Consider the following 19098-nt stretch of genomic DNA (forward strand, 5'->3'; position numbering starts at 1 on the left):
CGCCCCGTCAGGACCCGATCAGCTGAAGGTGTCCTTGATCTTGTCGCCCATGGTCTTGTTCGGAGCCGCGTCGGGGCCCTTGGCCGAGCCCTCGCCCATGTCGCCGTCGTGGGTGGCGTACAGGTGCCCGGAGGGCGGCGGAGCCGAGGCCGGGCCGCCCAGCGGCGCGGGGTTCTCCAGGTAGTGGAACTCGTGCATGCCATCGGGCGCGGGACCGCTCGCCCAGCGCCCCTCGTGGGCCTGCTCGCCGTCGGAGAGTCCCCACAGGGTGTTGGCGTGCTCCTGGTTCTCCTCGTCGAACAGCGCGCTCGGTGCGACGGGCCCTTCGAGGCCGTCCTCCTGCAGCTGCTCGATCGCCGCCAGCCACTGGTTCTGGTGCACGGTGTCGCGCGCCAGGTTGAACTTCAGCATCGCCCGGACGCCGGGGTCGTCGGTCATGTTGTACAGCCGGGCCGTCTGCAGCCGCCCCTGGGCCTCGGCCGCGACGTTGGCACGGAAGTCGGCCATCAGGTTGCCGCTGGCGACGATGTACTTGCCGTTCCACGGCGTGCCGACGGAGTCGGCGGGCAGCGCGCCGCCGCCGCCGACGATGGCGTGCTGCGGGTTCATTCCGCCCACCACGGCGGCGACCGCCGGATCCTTGACCGCCTTGGCCGTGACGTCGTCGGGCGCGCCCTCCAGCAGCCGGGCCACCATGGTCGCGAGCATCTCCACGTGCCCGATCTCCTCGGTGGCGATGTCCATGATCATGTCCTTGTACTTGCCCTCGATGCGGCAGTTCCAGCCCTGGAACAGGTACTGCATGGTCACGGTCATCTCGCCCCAGGCCCCGCCGATCAGCTCCTGGAGCTTCATCGCGTACAGGGCGTCGGGCTTCTCGGGCTTGGCCTCGAACTGCAGGTGCTTGGTGTGGCGGAACATCCATGCTCCTTACCGCGGCCCGCGGACGCACATGGCCCGGCCGCGAATCGCTGCGCTTGCTCAGGGCCGGAGGGATGTGCGCTCCACCGCGCGGTGGACCCGGCCCGCGGTTGTGCGGCGGCTACCCGACGCTCCCCGCCCGCATGCCTTGCGCAACGGTAAACAAAACATGGCGGCGCGCCGCCGTGATGGGAGGGCGACCGGGGGTAGCGGGTCGATGCCCCGTCTTCCGGTGCACCCGGGCCGGACCGGTCGGCCCCCGGTGTTTACCGGTCCCGATATCGGCCAGTGGACCCTCTTGACGAGGAGCGCACGGAAAGGGGACCGCAGGTGGGACGAATGGGAGCCGTGCTCGGAGTCGGATTCGCCGCGGCGGCCGCCGCGGCGGCGTGGCGGGCCGCCCGGCCCGCTGCGGACCTCACCGGCAAGGGGGTGCTGGTCACGGGCGCCTCACGGGGGCTGGGCCTGCTCCTCGCGCGCGGGTTCGGCGCGTGCGGCGCCCGCGTGGTGATCTGCGCGCGCGACCGCGCGGAGCTGGACCGCGCGGTGGAGGACCTGGGCGCCCGCGGCGTCGACGCGCACGCGCTGGTGTGCGACCTGCGCGATCCGGGAGAGACCACGGCCATGATGACGGCCGCCACCGCGCACCTGGGCCGGCTGGACATCGTGGTCAACAACGCCGGCATCATCCAGGTCGGGCCGCTGGGCGCGCTGATGCGCACGGACTTCGAAGAGGCGATGGACATCATGTTCTGGGCGCCGATGCGGGTGATCGAGGCCGCGCTGCCGCAGTTGCGGGAGAACGGGGGACACCTGGTCAACATCACCTCCGTCGGCGGCAAGATCAGCGTGCCGCACCTGCTGCCCTACTCCTGCGCCAAGTTCGCCGCGGTGGCGCTGTCGGAAGGGCTCGACGCCTCCCTGGCGGGGGAGGGGGTGCGGGTGACCACCGTCGTTCCCGGCCTCATGCGCACGGGCTCCCACCGCAGGGCGTTCTTCGCCGGCGTCCCGGCGCGCGAGTACGCCTGGTTCTCGGCGCTGGGCGCCGGCCCGCCGCCGATCTCGATGGACGCCGAACGCGCGGCGGCCCGCATCGTGCACGCGGTGCGCACCGGCCGGTCCTACCTGGTGCTCACCCCGCCGGCACGCGTGGCCATCCTGGTGCACGGCGCGTGCCCGCAGGTGACCCAGTGGGGCCTGCGGATGATGAACCGGGTCCTGCCCGCCTCGGGCGAGGAGCGGCCGACCAGCGGGCTGGACGCCTCACGGCGCGCCGACAACGCGTTCCTGCGCACCCTGACCAGACTCGGCGACGACGCGAGCCGCCGCTTCAACCAGCTCTCACCCAACGGCAGCGGGGAAGAGGCGGCGCAGCGCTAGGCGGTGGTGGTGCCGGGCGCGGGGCCGTCCCAGGGCTCCTCGCCGGTGCGGGTGATCTCTTCGGCCAGCTTGGCGAGCTTGACGTTGAGGTCCTGCGAAGCCGTCCTGAGCCGCTGCCAGGCCTGGTCGGCGGTGATCCGGTGGCGCTCCATGAGGATGCCCTGGGCCTGCCCGATCGTCTCCCGCGACTCCAGCGCCCGGTGCAGGTTGGTGATGCGCCGCGCGTCGGCGAGCGCCGTGGCGGCCTGGGCCGACAGCACCATCCCGACGTCCTGGTCCGCAGCGGAGAAGGCGCCCGAGCGGGAGGCGTAGAGGGTGAGCGCCCCCAGCGCGCTCCCCGAGGTGAACAGCAGGAAGGTCAGGGTGCTGCCGATTCCCAGTTCGCGGACGGCCTCGGCGTAGCGGGGCCAGCGCGGCTCCGACGAGGTGTCGGCCAGGTGCACCGAAGCGCTCGGCCAGGCCGGGTCCAGGCAGGGGCCCTGACCCAGGCCGTGCTGCAGCGCGTCGCATCGGCGCACGACCTCGTCGGTGAACACCGGGGTGTGGACCGCGGAGTGGTCCTCCACCAGGGCGATGCCCGCGTGGTCGCACCCGGTGATGGTGCGCACCGCCAGGTCGGCGATCTGGTGCAGGCCGTCGTGAACGTCGGGTTCGGCGAAGATGTCCCGCAGGATGCGTGCGCGGACCTCGGCCGAGGAGACGTGGTCCTCGGGGAAAGGCATTCTCGTCAGCTTTCTCCCACAGCGCGGTGGCTCCGGAAGAACGCCGAGGACGCGCCGGGCGGCGAACATGGCTGCCCGGGCCCGTGTCCGGCCGTCGCGCTCCTGTTAATCCTCCGGTCCGCGTGTTGATAACGAAAACGAGAGGAAGCCGACTTTTTGACCTCCTTCGTCCTACAAGAACGCTGCGAGCCTTACATTGGCCGTCGACGCTGTCAACGTCGTGCGCCGGTGATGCGCGTTCCGGTCGAAACCGGGGGGAGAAGGTCCCGAAACGGAGGAATCCCCGCAGGGCGCGCCAGACGGGCACGAGACCGCTTCGCCGCCCCCGGGGCGAACGGGTACCCTGAAGTGTCGTCGAGCGAGACCAGGGATGCGGGAGGTGGGGCCTGATCATGAGCCGACCTCCAAGTAGCGGCTGCTAGTTCCGCATCCTCATGGCGCGCACCGCGCGGCCACCCGGGGCGCCGCCCCGCGTGCCCGGCGGTCGCCGTCCCAACGAACTCGCCCCGGGAGCGTCCCATGTCGCAACGGCGCATGCGCGCATGGCTGCCGAGCCTGCGCGCCAACGGCCACTCCGCCCGCCGCGCCGCCTCCCCGGCGCCGGAGTACTCGATGGACCCGCGCGCGGCCGAGCCCGCCTCCTCCCCGCCGGTGGAGGAGAGCGTCATCGACGCCGCCGTCTACGTGGACGGCCGCCGCCGGTCCGGCCCCACCGACCTGACCGAGCTGCACCGGTCGGTGCCCCGCACCCCCGGCGCCATGGCCTGGATCGGCCTGTTCCAGCCGGCCGAGGCCCAACTGGTGGCCGCGGCCGAGGAGTTCGGCCTGCACGAGCTGGCGGTGGAGGACGCGATCGTCGCCCACCAGCGGCCCAAGCTGGAGCGTTACGGCGACACGCTGTTCGTGGTGCTGCGCGCGGCCCGCTACGTCGACGCCGTCGAGGAGGTGCAGTTCGGCGAGCTCCACCTGTTCGTCGGGCACGACTTCGTGCTGACCGTGCGGCACGGCCGGGCCCCCGACCTCGGCGAGGTGCGCCGCCGCCTGGAGGCCGACCCCGACCTGCTGCGGCTGGGGCCCGAGGCGGTGCTCTACGCCGTCCTGGACGCGGTCGTCGACGGCTACGCCCCGGTCGTCGCCGGTCTGCAGAACGACATCGACGAGATCGAGACCCAGGTCTTCAACGGCGACCCGCAGGTGTCCCGGCGCATCTACGAGCTGTCCCGCGAGGTCATCGAGTTCCAGCGCGCCGCGCGTCCGCTGCTGGGTATCCTGCGCGGCCTGGCGGCGGGCTTCGACAAGTACGGCACCGACGAGGAGCTGCAGCGCTACCTGCGCGACGTGGCCGACCACGCCACGATCGTGGCCGAGCGGGTCGACGGCTTCCGCCAGATGCTGCAGGACATCCTGGCCGTCAACGCCACGCTGGTCAGCCAGGCCCAGAACGAGGAGATGAAGCACCTCACCGAGGCCAGCTACACGCAGAGCGAGGAGGTCAAGAAGATCTCCTCCTGGGCGGCCATCCTGTTCGCGCCGACCGTGGTCGGCGGGATCTACGGGATGAACTTCGACGTCATGCCCGAGACCCACTGGGCCTACGGTTACCCGATGGCGGTCGGGCTGATGTTCCTGGTGAGCCTGGTGCTGTTCGTGATCTTCAAGCGCCGCGACTGGCTGTGAGGCCCCGGCGGGGCCCGGTCAGGGCCGCACCCCTTCGGCGGCCAGCCGGGCGGTCTGCTCGGCGGCCCACGGGCTGATGGCCCACGGCGCCCGGGCGGCGGCGGCGCAGAACCCCGCCCAGTCCACCCAGCGCCACTCCATGACCTCGGCCGGATCGGGCGAGGGCCGCTCCGTCGTGGTCGCCAGGTAGACGGGGCAGAACTCGTTCTCGACGGTCCCGCCGGCGTCGACCGCCCGGTAGGCGTAGTCGGGCAGCGCGGCCCGCACGTCGCGCACCCCGATCCCCAGCTCCTCGCGCACCCGCCGCACCAGGGCCTCCTCCACCGCCTCGCCGGGACCGGGGTGGCCGCAGCAGGAGTTGGTCCAGACGCCGGGCCAGGCCTGCTTGGCCAGTGCGCGCCTGGTGACCAGCAGCCGGCCCTCGGGGTCGAAGACGTAGCAGGAGAACGCCAGGTGCAGCGGCGTCGAACCGTGGTGCACCGTGCTCTTGGCCGCGCTGCCCACGGGGCGGTGCTCCTCGTCGAGCAGCACCACCAGCTCCTGCGCCCCGGCAGCCTCTTCTCCGGTCGATCGCGCCGTTCCCATCGGTTCCCGGTCCCTCCCTCACTCGTGGTGGCCATGCTCGCACGCGCGAACGGTGCCGCCGTCGTTCCGCGGTCTGTTCTTTGGGTAGCGAAACGTGTACACCGCCCGATCGGCGGGCGGTCGGGCCGCGCGGTCCCGGTCCGGGAAGCGTCCACAGAAGCTATACCAGCAAGATGTTTAAAGATCAAGATTTATGAAAAGTAAGAGGCTGGGTCCGCGGCGGCGACCGCCGCATCCCGTCCGCGCAGCCGTCCGGCGAGGTCAGGAGGTTCGATATGACGGATACCGGGCTCGGGCTCGCAGTCCCACGGCCATCATCGAACGATTCGGAGCGCGAAGGCTCCATGGACGGGCGTGTCGCCGAAGAAGTCCGGCACTTTCTCACCGACTTCCTGGAACGCCGCCGCCGCGACTGCGCCGACATGGACGCGGAGTTCACCGAGACGGTCGTGGACCGGCTGACGCGCTTCACCCTCGACGGCGGGAAGCGGCTGCGGCCGCTGTTCGCCTGGTGGGGGTGGCGGGCCGCCGGTGGCGCCGACCAGGGGCCCGCGGCCGGGGCCATGCTGCGCGCGGCGGCCGCGCTGGAACTGATCCAGACCTGCGCGCTGGTCCACGACGACGTCATGGACGGTTCCGCGCTGCGCAGGGGCAACCCGGCGGTGCACGTCCTCTTCGGCGCGGTCCACCGCGACGGCGGCTGGTTCGGCGACCCCGAGCGCTACGGCACGGCCCTGGCCATGCTGACCGGAGACCTCTCCCTGGCCTGGGCCGACGACATGCTGGAGGAGGCCGGGCTGTCCCCGGCGGCGCGGACGCGGGCCAGGGGCCCGTGGCGGGCGATGCGCACGGAGATGATGGCCGGCCAGTTCCTCGACATCCACGGCCAGGCCCGGCGCGACGACTCCGAGATCACCGCGCTGCGCGCGGACCGGCTCAAGACGGCGGCCTACAGCGTCGAGCGCCCCCTGCAGTTCGGCGCCGTGATCGCCGGCGCGGGGGAGGGCGTCGTGGCCGCGCTGCGCGGCTACGGCGAGGACATCGGCATCGCCTTCCAGCTGCGCGACGACCTGCTCGGCGTGTTCGGCGCGCCCGAGGCCACCGGAAAGCCCGTCGGCGACGACCTGCGCGAGGGCAAGCGCACGCTGCTGCTGGCGATCGGCATGCGCAGGGCCCGCGAGCGCGGCGACGCCGCGGCGCTGGCGGAGCTGTCCGCCGCGGTCGGCGACCCCGGCCTCACCGGCGCCGACATCGAGACGACGCGCGCGCTCCTTGACCGGCTGGGCGCGCGCCAGGAGGTGGAGGAGCGGATCCGCCGACTGGCCGAGCAGGGACAGCAGCGGCTCAAGCAGGCGCCGATCAGCGAGGCCGCCGTGCGCGCGCTGCGCCGCCTCGCCGTGCGCGCCACCGAACGCGACCGCTGAAGAGGCCGACCGGGACCGGCGCGACGGCGGAGCGCCCCCGACCACCGGAGCCGACCACGAGCCGACCACAGGAGGGCGTTTGCGCACCGTCCCCGGCCGCACCGACCACGTCGTGGTCGTGGGAGCCGGCCTGTCCGGCCTCGCCGCGGCCCTGCACCTGCTGGGCGACGGCCGCGAGGTCACCGTGATCGAACGCGACCCCCACCCCGGGGGCCGGGCCGGCCGCCTCGACCTCGACGGCTTCCGGATCGACACCGGACCCACCGTGCTGACCATGCCGGAGCTGCTGGACGAGGCGCTGGGCCGGGTGGGGGAGTCGGTGCACGACCTCCTGGACCTGGTGCCGCTGGCCCCGGCCTACCGGGCGAACTTCGCCGACGGCTCCACGATCGACGTGCACACCGACGCCGACGCCATGGCCGAGGAGGTCCGCCGGGCCGCCGGACCCCGCGAGGCGCAGGGCTACCTGCGGCTGCGCGCCTGGCTGAGCGAGCTGTACCGGCTGCAGATGCACCGCTTCATCGACGCCAACTTCGACTCCCCGCTCGGCCTGCTCTCCCCCGAGCTGGCCCGGCTGGCCGCGATGGGCGGCTTCGGCCGGCTGGCACCGGCCATCGGCCGGTTCCTCTCCGACGAGCGGCTGTGCCGCATCTTCTCCTTCCAGGCGCTCTACGCCGGGGTGCCGCCGCAGCGCGCGCTCGCCGCCTACGCGGTCATCGCCTACATGGACACCGTCGCCGGCGTGTACTTCCCGCGCGGGGGCATGCGCGCCCTGGGCGAGGCCATGGCCGGGGCCGCGGAGAAGGCCGGCGCGCGGATCCGCTACGGGGCGGCCGTGCGGCGGCTGGAGCGCCGGGGCGACCGGGTCACCGCGGCGATCACCGCCGACGGCGAGCGCGTGCCCTGCGACGCCGTGGTCCTCACCCCGGACCTGCCGATGTCCTACCGGCTCCTCGGGCGCACGCCCTGGCGGCCGGTCCCGCTGCGCTTCTCGCCGTCGGCCGTCGTGCTGCACGCGGGCACCGACCGAACCTGGGAGGGGCTGGAACACCACACGATCTCCTTCGGCGGCGCGTGGCGGCGCACGTTCACCGAGATCACCCGGGACGGCCGGCTCATGAGCGACCCCTCGCTGCTCATCACCCGGCCCACGCACACCGACCCCGGGCTGGCCCCCGACGGCCGCCACCTGTTCTACGTGCTGGCCCCCTGCCCCAACCTGCGCACCGGCCGCCTCGACTGGGACGACGTCGGCCCCCGCTACCGCGACGAGCTCGTGGCGACGCTGGAGCGGCGGGGGCTGAGCGGGTTCGGCTCCGCCGTCGTCACCGAGCGCCTGGTGACCCCCGGCGACTGGTCCCGCCAGGGGCACGCCTTCGGCACGCCCTTCGCCACCGCCCACACCTTCTCCCAGACCGGGCCGTTCCGCCCGCGCAACCTGGTCTCCGGTGTCGCCAACGCCGTCCTGGCCGGGTGCGGGACGACGCCCGGCGTCGGCCTGCCGACCGTGCTCGTCTCGGGGAAGCTCGCCGCCGCGCGCGTCACCGGCGCGCCGGCCGCCCACGCAAGGAGCCTGTGATGCGAACCGAACTGGACGCGGCGGGGATCACCGACCCCGGGCTGCGCGCGGCCTACGCGCGCTGCCGCGAACTGCACGCCCTGCACGGTCGCACCTACTTCCTCGCCACCCGGGTGCTGCCCCCGGCGCGCCGCCCCGCGATCCACGCGCTCTACGGGTTCGCGCGCTGGGTCGACGACGTCGTCGACGACCCGCGGCGGCAGAGCGCGCCGCAGGAGCGCGCCGCGCGCGTCGCCGAGCTCGACGCCCGGCTGCGCGCCGCGCTGGCGGGGGAGCCCGCGCAGGAGGCCGTGCTGCGCGCCGTCGCCCACACCGCCCGACGCCACGCCATCGACACCGCGCACTTCTCCGCCTTCATGGACTCCATGCGGATGGACCTCACCGTCACCGACTACGCCACCCACGAGGAACTGCGCCGCTACATGTACGGCTCGGCCGCCGTGATCGGGCTGCAGGTGCTGCCGGTCCTGGGCACGGTGGTGCCGCGGGAGCGGGCCGCCCCGCACGCGGCGGCGCTGGGGGAGGCGTTCCAGTTCACCAACTTCCTGCGCGACATCGCCGAGGACCTCGACCGCGGCCGGATCTACCTGCCCGCCGACGTGCTGGCCGGACACGGCGTCGACCGCGGTCTGCTCGGCTGGTGCCGGCGCAACCGGCGCGGCGACCCGCGCGTGCGCGCGGCACTGGCCGAACTCGTGGAGCTCAACCGGGCCGACTACGCCAGGGCCGCGCCCGGCATCGCCATGCTCTCCCCGGTGTCGCGCCCGTGTGTCGCCACGGCCTTCACGCTCTACCAGGGCATCCTGGACGAGATCGAGGCCGCCGACTACGACGTCTGGAGCCGCCGCCACGCCGTCCCCACCACCCGGCGGGTCCGGGTGGCCCTGCCCGCGCTCGGCCGGGCGGTCGCGGCCCGCCTCGCCGCCTCCTGACCCCGTCGGCCCCGCCGCTCCCGGGGACCGGCCGAAGCCACCGCAGAGAGGAACGCACCCCATGCCCGCTCAGGACTTCTCCCCCCGGCGCCTGCCGCTGCGGCGCATGCCCGCGACCCCCTGGGCGCGGCAAGAGCCCACCTGGCGCGGAGCCTCCCCCGCCCTGATCTCGGCGGCGCTCAAACGCGCGCTGGCCCGGCCCTCGGGCAACTGGTACGTCCTGGCCGCGGCCGACGAGATCACGGCCGGCCGGCCGTTCGGGCGGGTCGTGGCCGGCACTGAGGTGGTCGCCTGGCGCACCTCCGACGGCGCGCTGCACGCCGCCCCCGGGGCCTGCCCGCACCTGGGCGCCCCGCTGTGCCGGGGCGCGGTGAAGGGCGACGACCTGGTGTGCCGGTGGCACGGGCTGGCGCTGGGACCGGAGGGCCTCCCCGGCTGGGACCCCTTCCCGGTCCACGACGACGGCGTGCTCGCCTGGGTCCGGCTCGACGCGGCGGGAGGGGAGGAGCCGCTGCCCGAGCCGGTGCTGCCGCGGCGCCCCGAGGCGCGCACCGCCATCGCGGCCGTGGCCGCCATGGCCGGACGCTGCGAACCCGAGGACGTCGTGGCCAACCGGCTCGACCCGTGGCACGGGTCGTGGTTCCACCCCTACTCCTTCGTCGGGCTGCGGGTGACCGAGGCGCCCAAGGATCCCGACCCGCAGGAGGACCGGTTCGTGGTGGAGGTGTCGTTCAAGGTCGCCGGCAACTGGGGGGTCCCGGTGCGCGCGGCCTTCACCTGCCCGGAACCGCGCACCGTCGTCATGCACATCATCGAGGGGGAGGGCGCGGGCAGCGCCGTGGAGACCCACGCCACGCCCTTGGGCGTCGACGACCGGGGCGTGCCGCGCACGGCCGTCATCGAGGCCACCATCGCCTCCTCCGAGCGCACCGGCTTCCTGCTGGCCCGCCGCATCGCCCCGGCGGTGCGCCCCTTCATGCGCCTGGCGGCCCGCCGCCTGTGGCGTGACGACCTCGCCTACGCCGAACGCCGCTACACCCTGCGCACCTCGGGCCGCTGGCCGGGGTAGGGGAGACGGCTCACCGGCGCAGCCGCCGGGCCAGGGCGCGCAGTGGGGGGATGCGGCCGCGGTCGGGCACGCTCCACACCGTGTGCCCCGGCAGCCCCCACCGGCGCAGCAGCGCGTTGGCGGCGAGGAAGCCGCTGGTCGCCGCGCGCTCCATGAGGGCGACCGGCAGGTCCACCCTGACGTGGTCGCCGGCCAGCACCAGGAACGGGTCGGGCGTGCCGACCGCCGGGCGCTCGGCGAAGCCGCCGGGAGGGAACAGCGGGCAGTCGGCGCGCAGCTCGTGGCGCTCGTCGACGATCCGGGCCGCAGCGGTCTCGGGGTAGACCTCGTGCATCTGGGCGATCAGCCGCTCGTGCTCGGTCCGCTCGTCGCAGCCCTCGGCCAGCGCGTAGGCGTGCAGCTCCACCACCGAACCGCCGGTGCGCCCGGCCCAGGCGCGCGCCTCGTCCTCGTAGCGCTCCAGCACGCTGATGTTGTCCAGGCTGGGGTGGCCGCTGGTACCCAGGAACCCGGGCCGCCGCGCCGCCACCGGGCGCTCCAGCCACAGCCGCGAGACCAGGAAGGGCGGCGCGCCCGGCCGGTTCGCGGCCCGCTTGCGCCAGGCGTCGTCGGCGATGCCGGGCGAGCGCTCGACGATCCGGCGCAGGCCGCCCACGTCGGTGGCCAGCACCACGGCGTCGAACTCCTCATCCTCCCCGCCGCTCCCGCCGGTCCGCACCGCGAACCGGCGCCGCCCGCCCGGCGCGACCTCCTCGACCGCCGTCGCGGTGCGCACCTCGGCCCCGCACCCGCGCAGGTGCGCGGCCAGCGGCTCCCACAGCGCCTGCGGGAACGGCGAGCGCGGGACGTCGAACAGCAGCCCTTCGGCCGAGCCCAGGAAGTAGATGTGGAACATCGCCGCCAGCTCCGCCGCCGACAGCAGCCGCGGGTCGGCGAAGAAGCTGCGCGAGAACACCTCGAAGGCCAGGTGCCGGGCCGCCCGCGGGAACCGGATGCGCTCCAGCAGGTCGAGCGCGTCGATGTGGTCCAGCCGCTCGTAGACGCCGGGGACGTCGACGTCGAGCAGCTGCAGCGCGGCGGCGACGTTGACCCGCGACAGCTCCCGCCAGGTGAAGCTGGGGCTGCGCGCCGCGAACGCCATCGCGTTCCACGGCGGCGCGGCGGGCAGGCCGGCGAACCGGTCGGCCGCCCCGTCGCGGTGCGCCAGCGGGTAGTCCGGCAGCGGGGTGAGCATCCCCAGGTCGGGATCTGCGCGGCGCAGCAGCGCGCGCAGGTTGTAGTACTGCCGGAAGAACGCGTGGAATCCGCGGCTCATCGTGGCCCCGGTGCCGTCGCCCAGCGTCGTCGGCCACCCGCCCACGCGCCCGCCCAGGTAGGCCTCGCGCTCCAGCAGCACCGTCCGCACGCCGCGCTCGGCCAGCCCGGCCGCGGCGGCCAGGCCGGCGATCCCGCCCCCGACCACCGCGACGCGGGCGGACGCGTCCGGCCGGCCGAGGGGGGCCGGGGCCGGGACGGCGCGTGCGCGCGGGTCGCGTCCGGGGACCTTCACGCCGCCTCCTCGGCGCGCGTGGGGCGCCGGCCCAGGAAGGTGTGCACGATGCCGCGCTGCCAGCCCGGCAGCGCCACGGTGCGCACGTCCCGGTAGCCGCAGCGCGCCAGCCGCCCCCGCAGCCGCGCGGCGCCGTCGAAGTCCAGGACGCTGCGCCACAGGTAGCGGTACAGGTCGGCGCGGCCGGTGAGCGCCCGGCCGGCCGGGATGATCACCGACCAGCACACCAGCGTCCACACGGCCCGCGCCGCCGCGGAGTCGGCGACGGAGTACTCGTGGACCGCCAGGCGGCCGCCCGGCCGCAGCAGGCCGGCGACGGTGGCCAGGACCCCGTCGGGGTCGGGGCAGTTGCGGACCAGGTAGGCCGCCAGCGCCGCGTCGAAGGGGCCGCCCAGGTCGGCGGCGCGCAGGTCCTCGGCCCTCGCGCGCACGAAGCGCACGTTGTCCGGCCAGCGCTTGGCGCGCGCCACCGAGAGCATGCCTTCAGAGGCGTCGACCGCGACGATCTCGGCCAACGGGAGCACCGCCAGCAGCGCGGCGGTGGAGGCGCCGGTTCCGCAGCCCAGGTCCAGCACGCGCAGCCCGGCGCCCTTACCGGGCAGGTGCAGCCGGCGCACCGAGGCGCGCAGGTGCGCGTGGTAGCCGGGGTTGGCGCCGACGAGCCTGTCGTAGGACAGCGCCGCACGGTCGAACTCCTCGGTCACCCGCCGCGGTTTCATGTCCTCCACGGAATCGCGCACCTGCTCCCCTTCCCCCGTCGTTCCCGGCGCCGATGAATCCGGTCGGCCCCAGGATGTCAACCCGGCCCCTCCCGCGCCACCGCGACGCCCGGATGCGGCGCCACCGCGCTCCGCACTGACATCCTGGGGCCATGGTCGATGTCGATGTCGCCGTGGTGGGGGCCGGGGCCGCCGGGCTCTCCCTGGCCCACCGGCTGGCCCGGATCGGGGCGGGCCGGGCGCCGACGGTCGCGCTGCTGGAGCCGCCCGAAGGGCCGATCCGCCCGCCGGTGCGCACCTGGTGCTTCTGGGAGCCCGAACGGGGGGAGTGGGACGAGGTCGTCACGGCGCGCTGGCGGCGGCTGTCGGTCATCGAGCCCGACGGCACGCGGCACCGCGCGCCCACCGCGCCCCTGGTCTACAAGATGATCCGCTCGCCCGACCACGAGCGCCTCGTCCGCTCGGGGCTGGGGGAACGGGTGCGCCAGATCAGCGCCACCGTCGAACGCGTCGAGGACGGCCGCGACCGGGCCGCGGTGCACGCGCGCGACCCCGGCGGCCGCGCGCTGAGCCTGACCGCGCGCTGGGTGTTCGACTCCCGGCCGCCCACCCCCCTCCCGCGGGGGACGACCACGCTGCTGCAGCACTTCCGCGGCTGGTTCGTGCGCACCGCCGACGACGCCTTCACCCCCGGCGAGGCCGACCTCATGGACCTGCGCACGCCGCAGCCCCGCAACGGGGTCAGCTTCGGCTACGTGCTGCCGCTGTCGAGGCGCGAGGCGCTGGTGGAGTACACCGAGTTCACCCGGGAGGTCCTCGACGACGCCGGGTACCGCTCGGCGCTGCGGCACTACACCGGCACCGTGCTGCGGCTCGGAGACTTCACGGTCACGGCCGCCGAGCAGGGGGCCATCCCGATGACCGACGCCCGCTTTCCCACCCGGGCGGGGCTGCGGGTGTTCCGGATCGGCACCGCCGGCGGGGCCACCCGGCCCGCGACCGGCTACACCTTCAGCGGGGTGCAGCGCCAGGGCGCGGCCGTCGCGCGGGCCCTGGCCGAAGGGCGCACGCCCGTCCCGCCCACGCCGCACCGCCGCCGCCACCTGGCGATGGACGCGGTCCTGCTGCGCGCCCTCGACACCGGCCGCATCGACGGCGCGGCGTTCTTCGCCCGGCTGTTCCGCCGCAACGCGCTGCCCGACGTGCTGGGCTTCCTCGACGGCACCTCCGGCCCGGTCGGGGAGCTGCTGATCGGCACCAGCACCCCGGTCGGCCCGATGTCACTCACCGCCGCCGAGCGCCTGTGGCACGGCCTGCGAGGCGGCGCTGGGAACCGATGCCGGTGAGGCCGACCGTCAGCGGGAGCGGCAGCAGGGTCAGGACCCCGCCCAGCGTCTGCTGCGCTTCCGGGAGGTCCAGCGGCGGCAGGAAGAGGACGGCGGCGACGAGCGGAGCGAGCCCCGGCCCGACCGTGCGGCGGCCCTTCGAACCCCTCCTCCCTGGGGAGGGCCGCTGCTCCCCGAGGCCGCGGTAGGTGGCGTGGCCCGGCAGCGCGGAATCGTGCCCGGCGGCCACCCGCTGGCGGGGCGGGAGGAGACCGCCCCCCGCCGCCCGAGCGTTCGTCGACACCGCCCTCACCCACTCGGCCACCGATAGGCGGCGGCTATAGGTCGCATCGGCGACCGGTCTTGGACGCCGGCCCCGGTCGGCCGGTTGGATGTGCGGTGCAGCCGACAGCCCACCAGGCAGGAGTCGCACCGTGACCGCACCCCGCACGTTCCGGATCGCCGCCGTCCCCGGTGACGGCATCGGCCCGGAGGTCGTCGCAGCGGGCCGCCGAGTGCTCGACGCGCTCGCCGCCGAGACCGGCGCCTTCGCCCTGGAGTGGACCGAGTTCCCGTGGGGCTGCGACCACTACGCGCGGACCGGGCGGATGATGGACGCCGACGGCGTGCGGGCGCTGCGCGGATTCGACGCGGTCTACTTCGGCGCGGTCGGCCGGCCCGACGTTCCCGACCACATCAGCCTGTGGGGGCTGCGGCTGGCGATCTGCCAGGGCCTGGACCAGTGGGCCAACATCCGGCCGGTGCGCTTCCCGCCCGGCGTGACCGGGCCGCTGCGCAGGGACGACACCGCCGAGCTCGACTGGGTCGTGGTCAGGGAGAACAGCGAGGGCGAGTACGCCGGGCTGGGCGGGCGCAACCTGGCCGCGCGCGGGCCGGGCAGCGAGGTGGCGGTGCAGACCTCGCTGTTCACCGAGGCCGGGTGCGAGCGGATCATCCGCTTCGCCTTCGAGCTGGCCAGGACCCGGTCGCGGCCCAAGGTCACCTGCGTGACCAAGAGCAACGCCCAGCAGTACGGCATGGTGCTCTGGGACGAGGTGTTCGCCCGGGTCGCCGCGCAGTATCCCGACGTCGAGTCCGACAGCGGCCTGGTCGACGCGATGGCGGCGCGGTTCGTGCTCAACCCCGAGGAGCTCTCCGTCGTGGTCGCCTCCAACCTGCACGCCGACATCCTCTCCGACCTCGGCAGCGCGCTGACCGGCAGCCTCGGGCTCGCCGCCAGCGCCAACCTCGACCCTGAGCGGCGCGCTCCGAGCATGTTCGAACCCGTGCACGGCAGCGCCCCCGACATCGCCGGTCGCGGCACGGCCAACCCGCTGGGCGCGATCGGCAGCGCAGCCCTCATGCTCGACCACCTCGGGCTGGCGAAGGAGGCCGCGCGGCTGGACGGCGCGGTCGCCGCCGCGACCGGGGCCGGGGTGCTGCCCGCCGACCTCGGCGGCACGGCCACCACGGAGGAGGTCACGGCGGCCGTCATCGACCGGCTCTGAGGGGGTCCGGGCCCCGGGGCGGGCGCCGCTCCGCTGAAACCACTTCAGGGAATCGGGTGATTTCCCCTCGCGGCGCGGCGCGGCTCGCTACCATCGAAAGGGGCGCTGCCGGGCGTGGGAGACAAGGGAGGCGTTGCGGCGTGTCGGGAGAGAACCGGGAATACTTCCCGTGCGGTGAGACCGCGGTCGTCGCCGTCCACGGCGAGGTCGACCTCGCCAGCGCCGACGAGATGCTGGAGTCCCTGCTGCGCGCCGCCGCCGGGTCGGGGTGCGGCTGCCTGGTGGTGGACCTGTCCCGGGTGCGCTTCTTCGACGCCAGTGCCATCCGCGCGTTGATGGCGGCCTACCGCACGCTGCTGCGCGAGGGCCGGCACATGGTGCTCGCCGAGCCCTCCCGGCCGGCCGCCCGCACCCTGGACGCCCTGGGTATGGAGCAGGTCTTCGACGTCTATCCCATCGTCGAGGCCGCCCTCGCCCACTCCCACCGCAGGCTGGGCGACGGCCCGGGACCGCTCAACCTGCGCGGCTGAGCACCGGCCGCAGCGGAGCCGCACCGGTGAGGAGCGGCCCGCGCCCGGTCCGAGGTCACACGTCGCGCCGGGTGAGCGCCGGCGCGGCCGCGCCGAAGAAGACGAGCAGCCACGCCGCGGCCAGCGCGGCGGCCTGCCACGGATCCAGGTCGGTCGGGCCGGTGATCGACGGATCGAGCAGGTTGTTCACCGCGGAGTGGGGCAGGAGGCGCAGCACGTGCTCCTGCGCCCATTCGGGCAGGAAGACCCCGATCACGGACGGGGCGAACATCAGCGCCAGCACGGTGCTGACGGCGCCGGCGACGTTGCGCGTCAGCACCGCCAGCGCCATGGCCAGCAGCGGGTAGAACGGCATGGCGGCGCAGGCGCCCAGCAGCGTTGCGAGCACGTCCGGGTCATCGATGCCGACGTGCGGGAGGTCCTGGCCGGCCAGGACCGCCTGGCCGGCGAAGAACGCCGCGAACACGGTCACCGCGCCGGCGACCAGCGTGACCGCGCCGACGACCAGGGCCTTGGCCGCAGCGGGCCGCAGTCGGCGCGGGGTGGCGGCCAGCGTCAGCCGGACCATCCCGGTGGAGTACTCCGATCCGACGCTGCTCGCTCCCAGGACGGCGAGCACGATCTGGCTCACCCCGGGGCCCAGCAGCGCCGCGCCCAGCGCGAAGTCGGGGCTCGGCGCGCCCTGCGGCAGCTCCCCCTCCGGGGCCGCGCCCAGGGCCAGGCAGATCAGCGCGGTCAGCACCACCCCCAGCAGCAGGGCGATCGCGAGTTCGACGTAGGTGGAGCGCAGGCTGCGCAGCTTGACCCACTCAGCGGCCAGCGTCGCGGTGAAGCGCGGCGCCGCGGCGGGTGCGGCCGGGGTGCGGGGCCTCGGGGTCCAGCAGCGCGCCGACCTCGCGCATCGGCGCCGGCAGGTTCCGGTAGTGGCGCCCGTTGACGGTGGCCGATCCGTCGGTCGGGGCGTCCAGGCCGAGGATCATCCGCATCGTGGTGGACTTGCCCGCACCGTTGGGACCGAGGAAGCCCGTGACGGCGCCGGGGGCGACGTCGAAGGACAGCCGGTCGACGGCCAGGGTGTCGCCGTAGCGCTTGGTGAGTCCGCGTACTTCGATCATGGGTGGCTCCGTGGATTATGAGCGGTCGCTATTAAAAAGTGATATCACAATGCTAGACTCCAGTCATCAAGTAAACGATCGAAAGGAACGCGGATGAACGCCAACGCCGGCCCCGCCGCAGGGGTCGAGATGCCGACGCCGCAGGTGCGGGAACGGGCCGCCGTCGGAGCCCACGGAATCCCGGCCGTCCTCGGGTGCCTGGTGCTGCTCGCGGCCGGAGTGGTGTCGGCCGTGTGGGGGATCGGCGGCGGAGGGCCGGCCGGCCTGATCGGCGGCGTCGTGCTGGTGCTGCTCGCGCTGCTGATCGGGGCAGGGCTGACCGTCGTCGCGCCCAACGAGGCGCGCGTGCTGCAGTTCCTCGGCCGCTACACCGGCACGGTCCGCACCGACGGGTTGCGCTGGGTCAACCCGCTGACCACCCGCAGGCGGGTCTCCACCCGCATCCGCAACCACGAGACCACCGTCATGAAGGTCAACGACCTCGACGGCAGCCCGATCGAGATCGCCGCGGTCGTCGTCTGGCAGGTCGCCGACACCGCGCGGGCGGTGTTCGAGGTCGACGACTTCGTCAGGTTCGTCAGCATCCAGGCCGAGACCGCGGTCCGCCACATCGCCAACAACTACCCCTACGACGCCCACTCCCAGGACCAGTTGTCGCTGCGCGACAACGCCGACGAGATCACCGAGCGGCTCTCCCGCGAGATCTCCGAGCGGGTGGATTCGGCCGGCGTGCGGATCATCGAGTCGCGCTTCACCCACCTGGCCTACGCCGCCGAGATCGCCCAGGCGATGCTGCAGCGCCAGCAGGCCGGGGCCGTCGTGGCCGCCCGCCGGCGCATCGTGGAGGGCGCCGTCGGCATGGTCGATTTGGCGCTGCAGCGGCTGGCCGAGCAGGATGTAGTGGATCTCGACGAGGAGCGGAAGGCGACGATGGTGAGTAACCTGCTCGTCGTGCTGTGCTCCGATCGGGCCACCCAGCCGGTCGTCAACGCGGGATCGCTGTACCAGTGATGGCGGCACTCCGGTGAGTGAGCGGAAGAAGATCCTGCTCAGGCTCGACCCCGCCGTGCACGACGCGCTCGCCCGGTGGGCAGGCGACGAGCTGCGCAGCACCAACGCCCAGATCGAGTTCCTGCTCCGCCGCGCCCTCTCCGACGCCGGGCGGATGCCCCGCAACACCGGCGCGATGCCGCGTCGCGGCCGCCCCCGCAGGAAGGACGCGCAGTCCTCGGAGGAGCGGCCGCCCGAGGAGCAGGAGGAGTAGCCGGCCCCGCGCGCGGCGACCGTCGGCGAGGTGCCGCTGGAGCGCCTGTGGCACGAGGTCCCGGCCCACCCGACGATGAGCGAGGTCTGGCTGCGCCTGCTGGAGGAGTACGGTCTGTGACCGGCGCGCCCCGGCCGCTCGGGGGCGCAACCGGTGGGGGCCTCAGTAAGGTGGCCGCATGAGTCCGAGGATCGCGACCGCGCAGACGGTCACCCGGGAAGAGATGCTGGAGTTCGTCCGGCCCAGGCACCACGCAGTCCTGATGACCAGGCGCGCAGACGGGAGCCCGCAGGCCTCGCCGGTCACCTGCGGGGTCGACGCCGACGGGCGGATCGTCGTGTCGACCTACCCCGAGCGCGCCAAGGCGCGCAACGCCCGGCGCGACGCGCGGGTCGGCGTCATGGTGCTCTCCGACGACTTCGACGGCGCCTGGGTGCAGGTCGACGGCGACGCCGAGGTGCTGGACGTCCCCGAGGCGATCGAGCCGCTGGTGGAGTACTTCCGGGTCATCTCCGGCGAGCACCCCGACTGGGACGAGTACCGCGCGGCCATGCAGCGCCAGGGCAAGTCGCTGATCCGGATCACGCCGCGGCGCTGGGGGCCGGTGGCCACGGGAGGGTTCCCGCCGGGCCTGGCCTGAGCCCCGCAGCGGCGGGGCGGGGCCGCGGACGGGGCGGGATCGGGCCGCCCGCAGCGTCCGCGGCCCGCCTTTCGGGTGCGATTTATCCGCGCGCGGCCGCCACCGACACCGCCCCGAAGCCGGGCGAAACGGGACAGAAGAGCAGCCCGTAACCCAGTG

19 protein-coding genes and 1 pseudogene are annotated in these 19098 nt (G+C 74.3%); 12 read left to right on the forward strand and 8 right to left on the reverse strand.

Annotated elements, in window-relative coordinates; genetic code table 11:
- Positions 1-18: 18 nt before the first annotated feature.
- Positions 19-921: a manganese catalase gene (locus HDA32_RS11745; protein WP_179643229.1), complete on the reverse strand. Its 903-nt coding sequence runs from the start codon at positions 919-921 to the stop codon at positions 19-21.
- 339 nt (positions 922-1260) lie between these two features.
- On the opposite strand from HDA32_RS11745, the gene HDA32_RS11750 reads away from it, so the two are divergent.
- Positions 1261-2301, forward strand: a complete 1041-nt coding sequence (locus tag HDA32_RS11750) for an SDR family NAD(P)-dependent oxidoreductase (protein WP_179646625.1) — start codon at positions 1261-1263, stop codon at positions 2299-2301.
- Here the strand turns inward: HDA32_RS11750 and HDA32_RS11755 are convergent.
- Positions 2298-3023: a GAF and ANTAR domain-containing protein gene (locus HDA32_RS11755; protein ID WP_179643230.1), complete on the reverse strand. Its 726-nt coding sequence runs from the start codon at positions 3021-3023 to the stop codon at positions 2298-2300. The two genes, HDA32_RS11750 and HDA32_RS11755, sit on opposite strands and share 4 nt — an antisense overlap.
- 519 nt (positions 3024-3542) lie before the next feature.
- Between HDA32_RS11755 and HDA32_RS11760 the strand changes: the two genes are divergently transcribed.
- On the forward strand, positions 3543-4700 hold the full coding sequence (locus tag HDA32_RS11760; protein ID WP_218882415.1) for a magnesium and cobalt transport protein CorA: 1158 nt from the start codon (positions 3543-3545) through the stop codon (positions 4698-4700).
- Positions 4701-4718: 18 nt separating this feature from the next.
- Here the strand turns inward: HDA32_RS11760 and idi are convergent, their stop codons facing one another.
- On the reverse strand, positions 4719-5285 hold the full coding sequence (gene idi / locus HDA32_RS11765) for an isopentenyl-diphosphate Delta-isomerase (RefSeq protein WP_179643231.1): 567 nt from the start codon (positions 5283-5285) through the stop codon (positions 4719-4721).
- 344 nt (positions 5286-5629) lie between these two features.
- Here idi and HDA32_RS11770 point away from each other — a divergent pair, with 344 nt between their 5' ends.
- From HDA32_RS11770 to HDA32_RS11785, 4 genes are all read left to right on the forward strand, one after another.
- On the forward strand, positions 5630-6709 hold the full coding sequence (locus HDA32_RS11770; protein WP_246334309.1) for a polyprenyl synthetase family protein: 1080 nt from the start codon (positions 5630-5632) through the stop codon (positions 6707-6709).
- Positions 6710-6788: 79 nt separating this feature from the next.
- Positions 6789-8288: a phytoene desaturase family protein gene (gene crtI / locus HDA32_RS11775; protein WP_179643233.1), complete on the forward strand. Its 1500-nt coding sequence runs from the start codon at positions 6789-6791 to the stop codon at positions 8286-8288.
- Positions 8288-9220, forward strand: coding sequence for a phytoene/squalene synthase family protein (locus HDA32_RS11780; protein ID WP_179643234.1), 933 nt, complete (start codon positions 8288-8290; stop codon positions 9218-9220). The genes crtI and HDA32_RS11780 overlap by 1 nt, the downstream gene beginning before the upstream one ends.
- A gap of 61 nt (positions 9221-9281) precedes the next feature.
- The gene (locus HDA32_RS11785; protein WP_179643235.1) at positions 9282-10289 is read left to right on the forward strand and encodes a DUF5914 domain-containing protein; all 1008 of its coding nucleotides are present in this window, start codon (positions 9282-9284) and stop codon (positions 10287-10289) included.
- Positions 10290-10299: 10 nt separating this feature from the next.
- Here HDA32_RS11785 and HDA32_RS11790 read toward each other — a convergent pair whose 3' ends face one another.
- Together HDA32_RS11790 and HDA32_RS11795 are read right to left on the reverse strand one after the other, a co-directional pair.
- Positions 10300-11838 (reverse strand): FAD-dependent oxidoreductase, encoded by a 1539-nt coding sequence (locus HDA32_RS11790; protein WP_179643236.1) that lies wholly within the window; start codon positions 11836-11838, stop codon positions 10300-10302.
- The gene (locus HDA32_RS11795) at positions 11835-12557 is read right to left on the reverse strand and encodes a class I SAM-dependent methyltransferase (protein ID WP_179646627.1); all 723 of its coding nucleotides are present in this window, start codon (positions 12555-12557) and stop codon (positions 11835-11837) included. The genes HDA32_RS11790 and HDA32_RS11795 overlap by 4 nt, the downstream gene beginning before the upstream one ends.
- Before the next feature lie 152 nt (positions 12558-12709).
- On the opposite strand from HDA32_RS11795, the gene HDA32_RS11800 reads away from it, so the two are divergent.
- A complete protein-coding gene (locus HDA32_RS11800) occupies positions 12710-13903 on the forward strand; it encodes a lycopene cyclase family protein (RefSeq protein ID WP_179643237.1) in 1194 nt (397 codons plus the stop codon).
- Here HDA32_RS11800 and HDA32_RS11805 read toward each other — a convergent pair.
- Positions 13842-14186: a hypothetical protein gene (locus HDA32_RS11805; protein ID WP_179643238.1), complete on the reverse strand. Its 345-nt coding sequence runs from the start codon at positions 14184-14186 to the stop codon at positions 13842-13844. The two genes, HDA32_RS11800 and HDA32_RS11805, sit on opposite strands and share 62 nt — an antisense overlap.
- Before the next feature lie 130 nt (positions 14187-14316).
- Between HDA32_RS11805 and HDA32_RS11810 the strand changes: the two genes are divergently transcribed.
- Positions 14317-15390 (forward strand): tartrate dehydrogenase, encoded by a 1074-nt coding sequence (locus HDA32_RS11810; RefSeq protein ID WP_179643239.1) that lies wholly within the window; start codon positions 14317-14319, stop codon positions 15388-15390.
- A 140-nt stretch (positions 15391-15530) separates the two neighbouring features.
- Positions 15531-15920, forward strand: coding sequence for an STAS domain-containing protein (locus HDA32_RS30600; protein ID WP_179643240.1), 390 nt, complete (start codon positions 15531-15533; stop codon positions 15918-15920).
- Positions 15921-15975: 55 nt separating this feature from the next.
- On the opposite strand, the gene HDA32_RS11820 is transcribed toward HDA32_RS30600, so the two are convergent.
- Positions 15976-16665: an ABC transporter permease subunit gene (locus HDA32_RS11820; RefSeq protein WP_179643241.1), complete on the reverse strand. Its 690-nt coding sequence runs from the start codon at positions 16663-16665 to the stop codon at positions 15976-15978.
- Between the two features lie 97 nt (positions 16666-16762).
- Positions 16763-17035 (reverse strand): annotated as a pseudogene (locus tag HDA32_RS11825) (ATP-binding cassette domain-containing protein); the annotation flags it as partial.
- Between the two features lie 93 nt (positions 17036-17128).
- Here HDA32_RS11825 and HDA32_RS11830 point away from each other — a divergent pair.
- From HDA32_RS11830 to HDA32_RS11840, 3 genes are all read left to right on the forward strand, one after another.
- Positions 17129-18046 carry an SPFH domain-containing protein gene (locus HDA32_RS11830; RefSeq protein ID WP_179643243.1) on the forward strand — a complete coding sequence of 306 codons (918 nt, stop codon included), beginning with the start codon at positions 17129-17131 and terminating at the stop codon, positions 18044-18046.
- A gap of 13 nt (positions 18047-18059) precedes the next feature.
- A complete protein-coding gene (locus HDA32_RS11835; RefSeq protein ID WP_179643244.1) occupies positions 18060-18299 on the forward strand; it encodes a type II toxin-antitoxin system antitoxin in 240 nt (79 codons plus the stop codon).
- Between the two features lie 178 nt (positions 18300-18477).
- Positions 18478-18939 (forward strand): PPOX class F420-dependent oxidoreductase, encoded by a 462-nt coding sequence (locus HDA32_RS11840; RefSeq protein WP_179643245.1) that lies wholly within the window; start codon positions 18478-18480, stop codon positions 18937-18939.
- Positions 18940-19098 lie beyond the last annotated feature (159 nt).

The sequence above is a fragment of the Spinactinospora alkalitolerans genome (assembly GCF_013408795.1).
In the GTDB taxonomy this organism is placed as follows: domain Bacteria; phylum Actinomycetota; class Actinomycetes; order Streptosporangiales; family Streptosporangiaceae; genus Spinactinospora; species Spinactinospora alkalitolerans.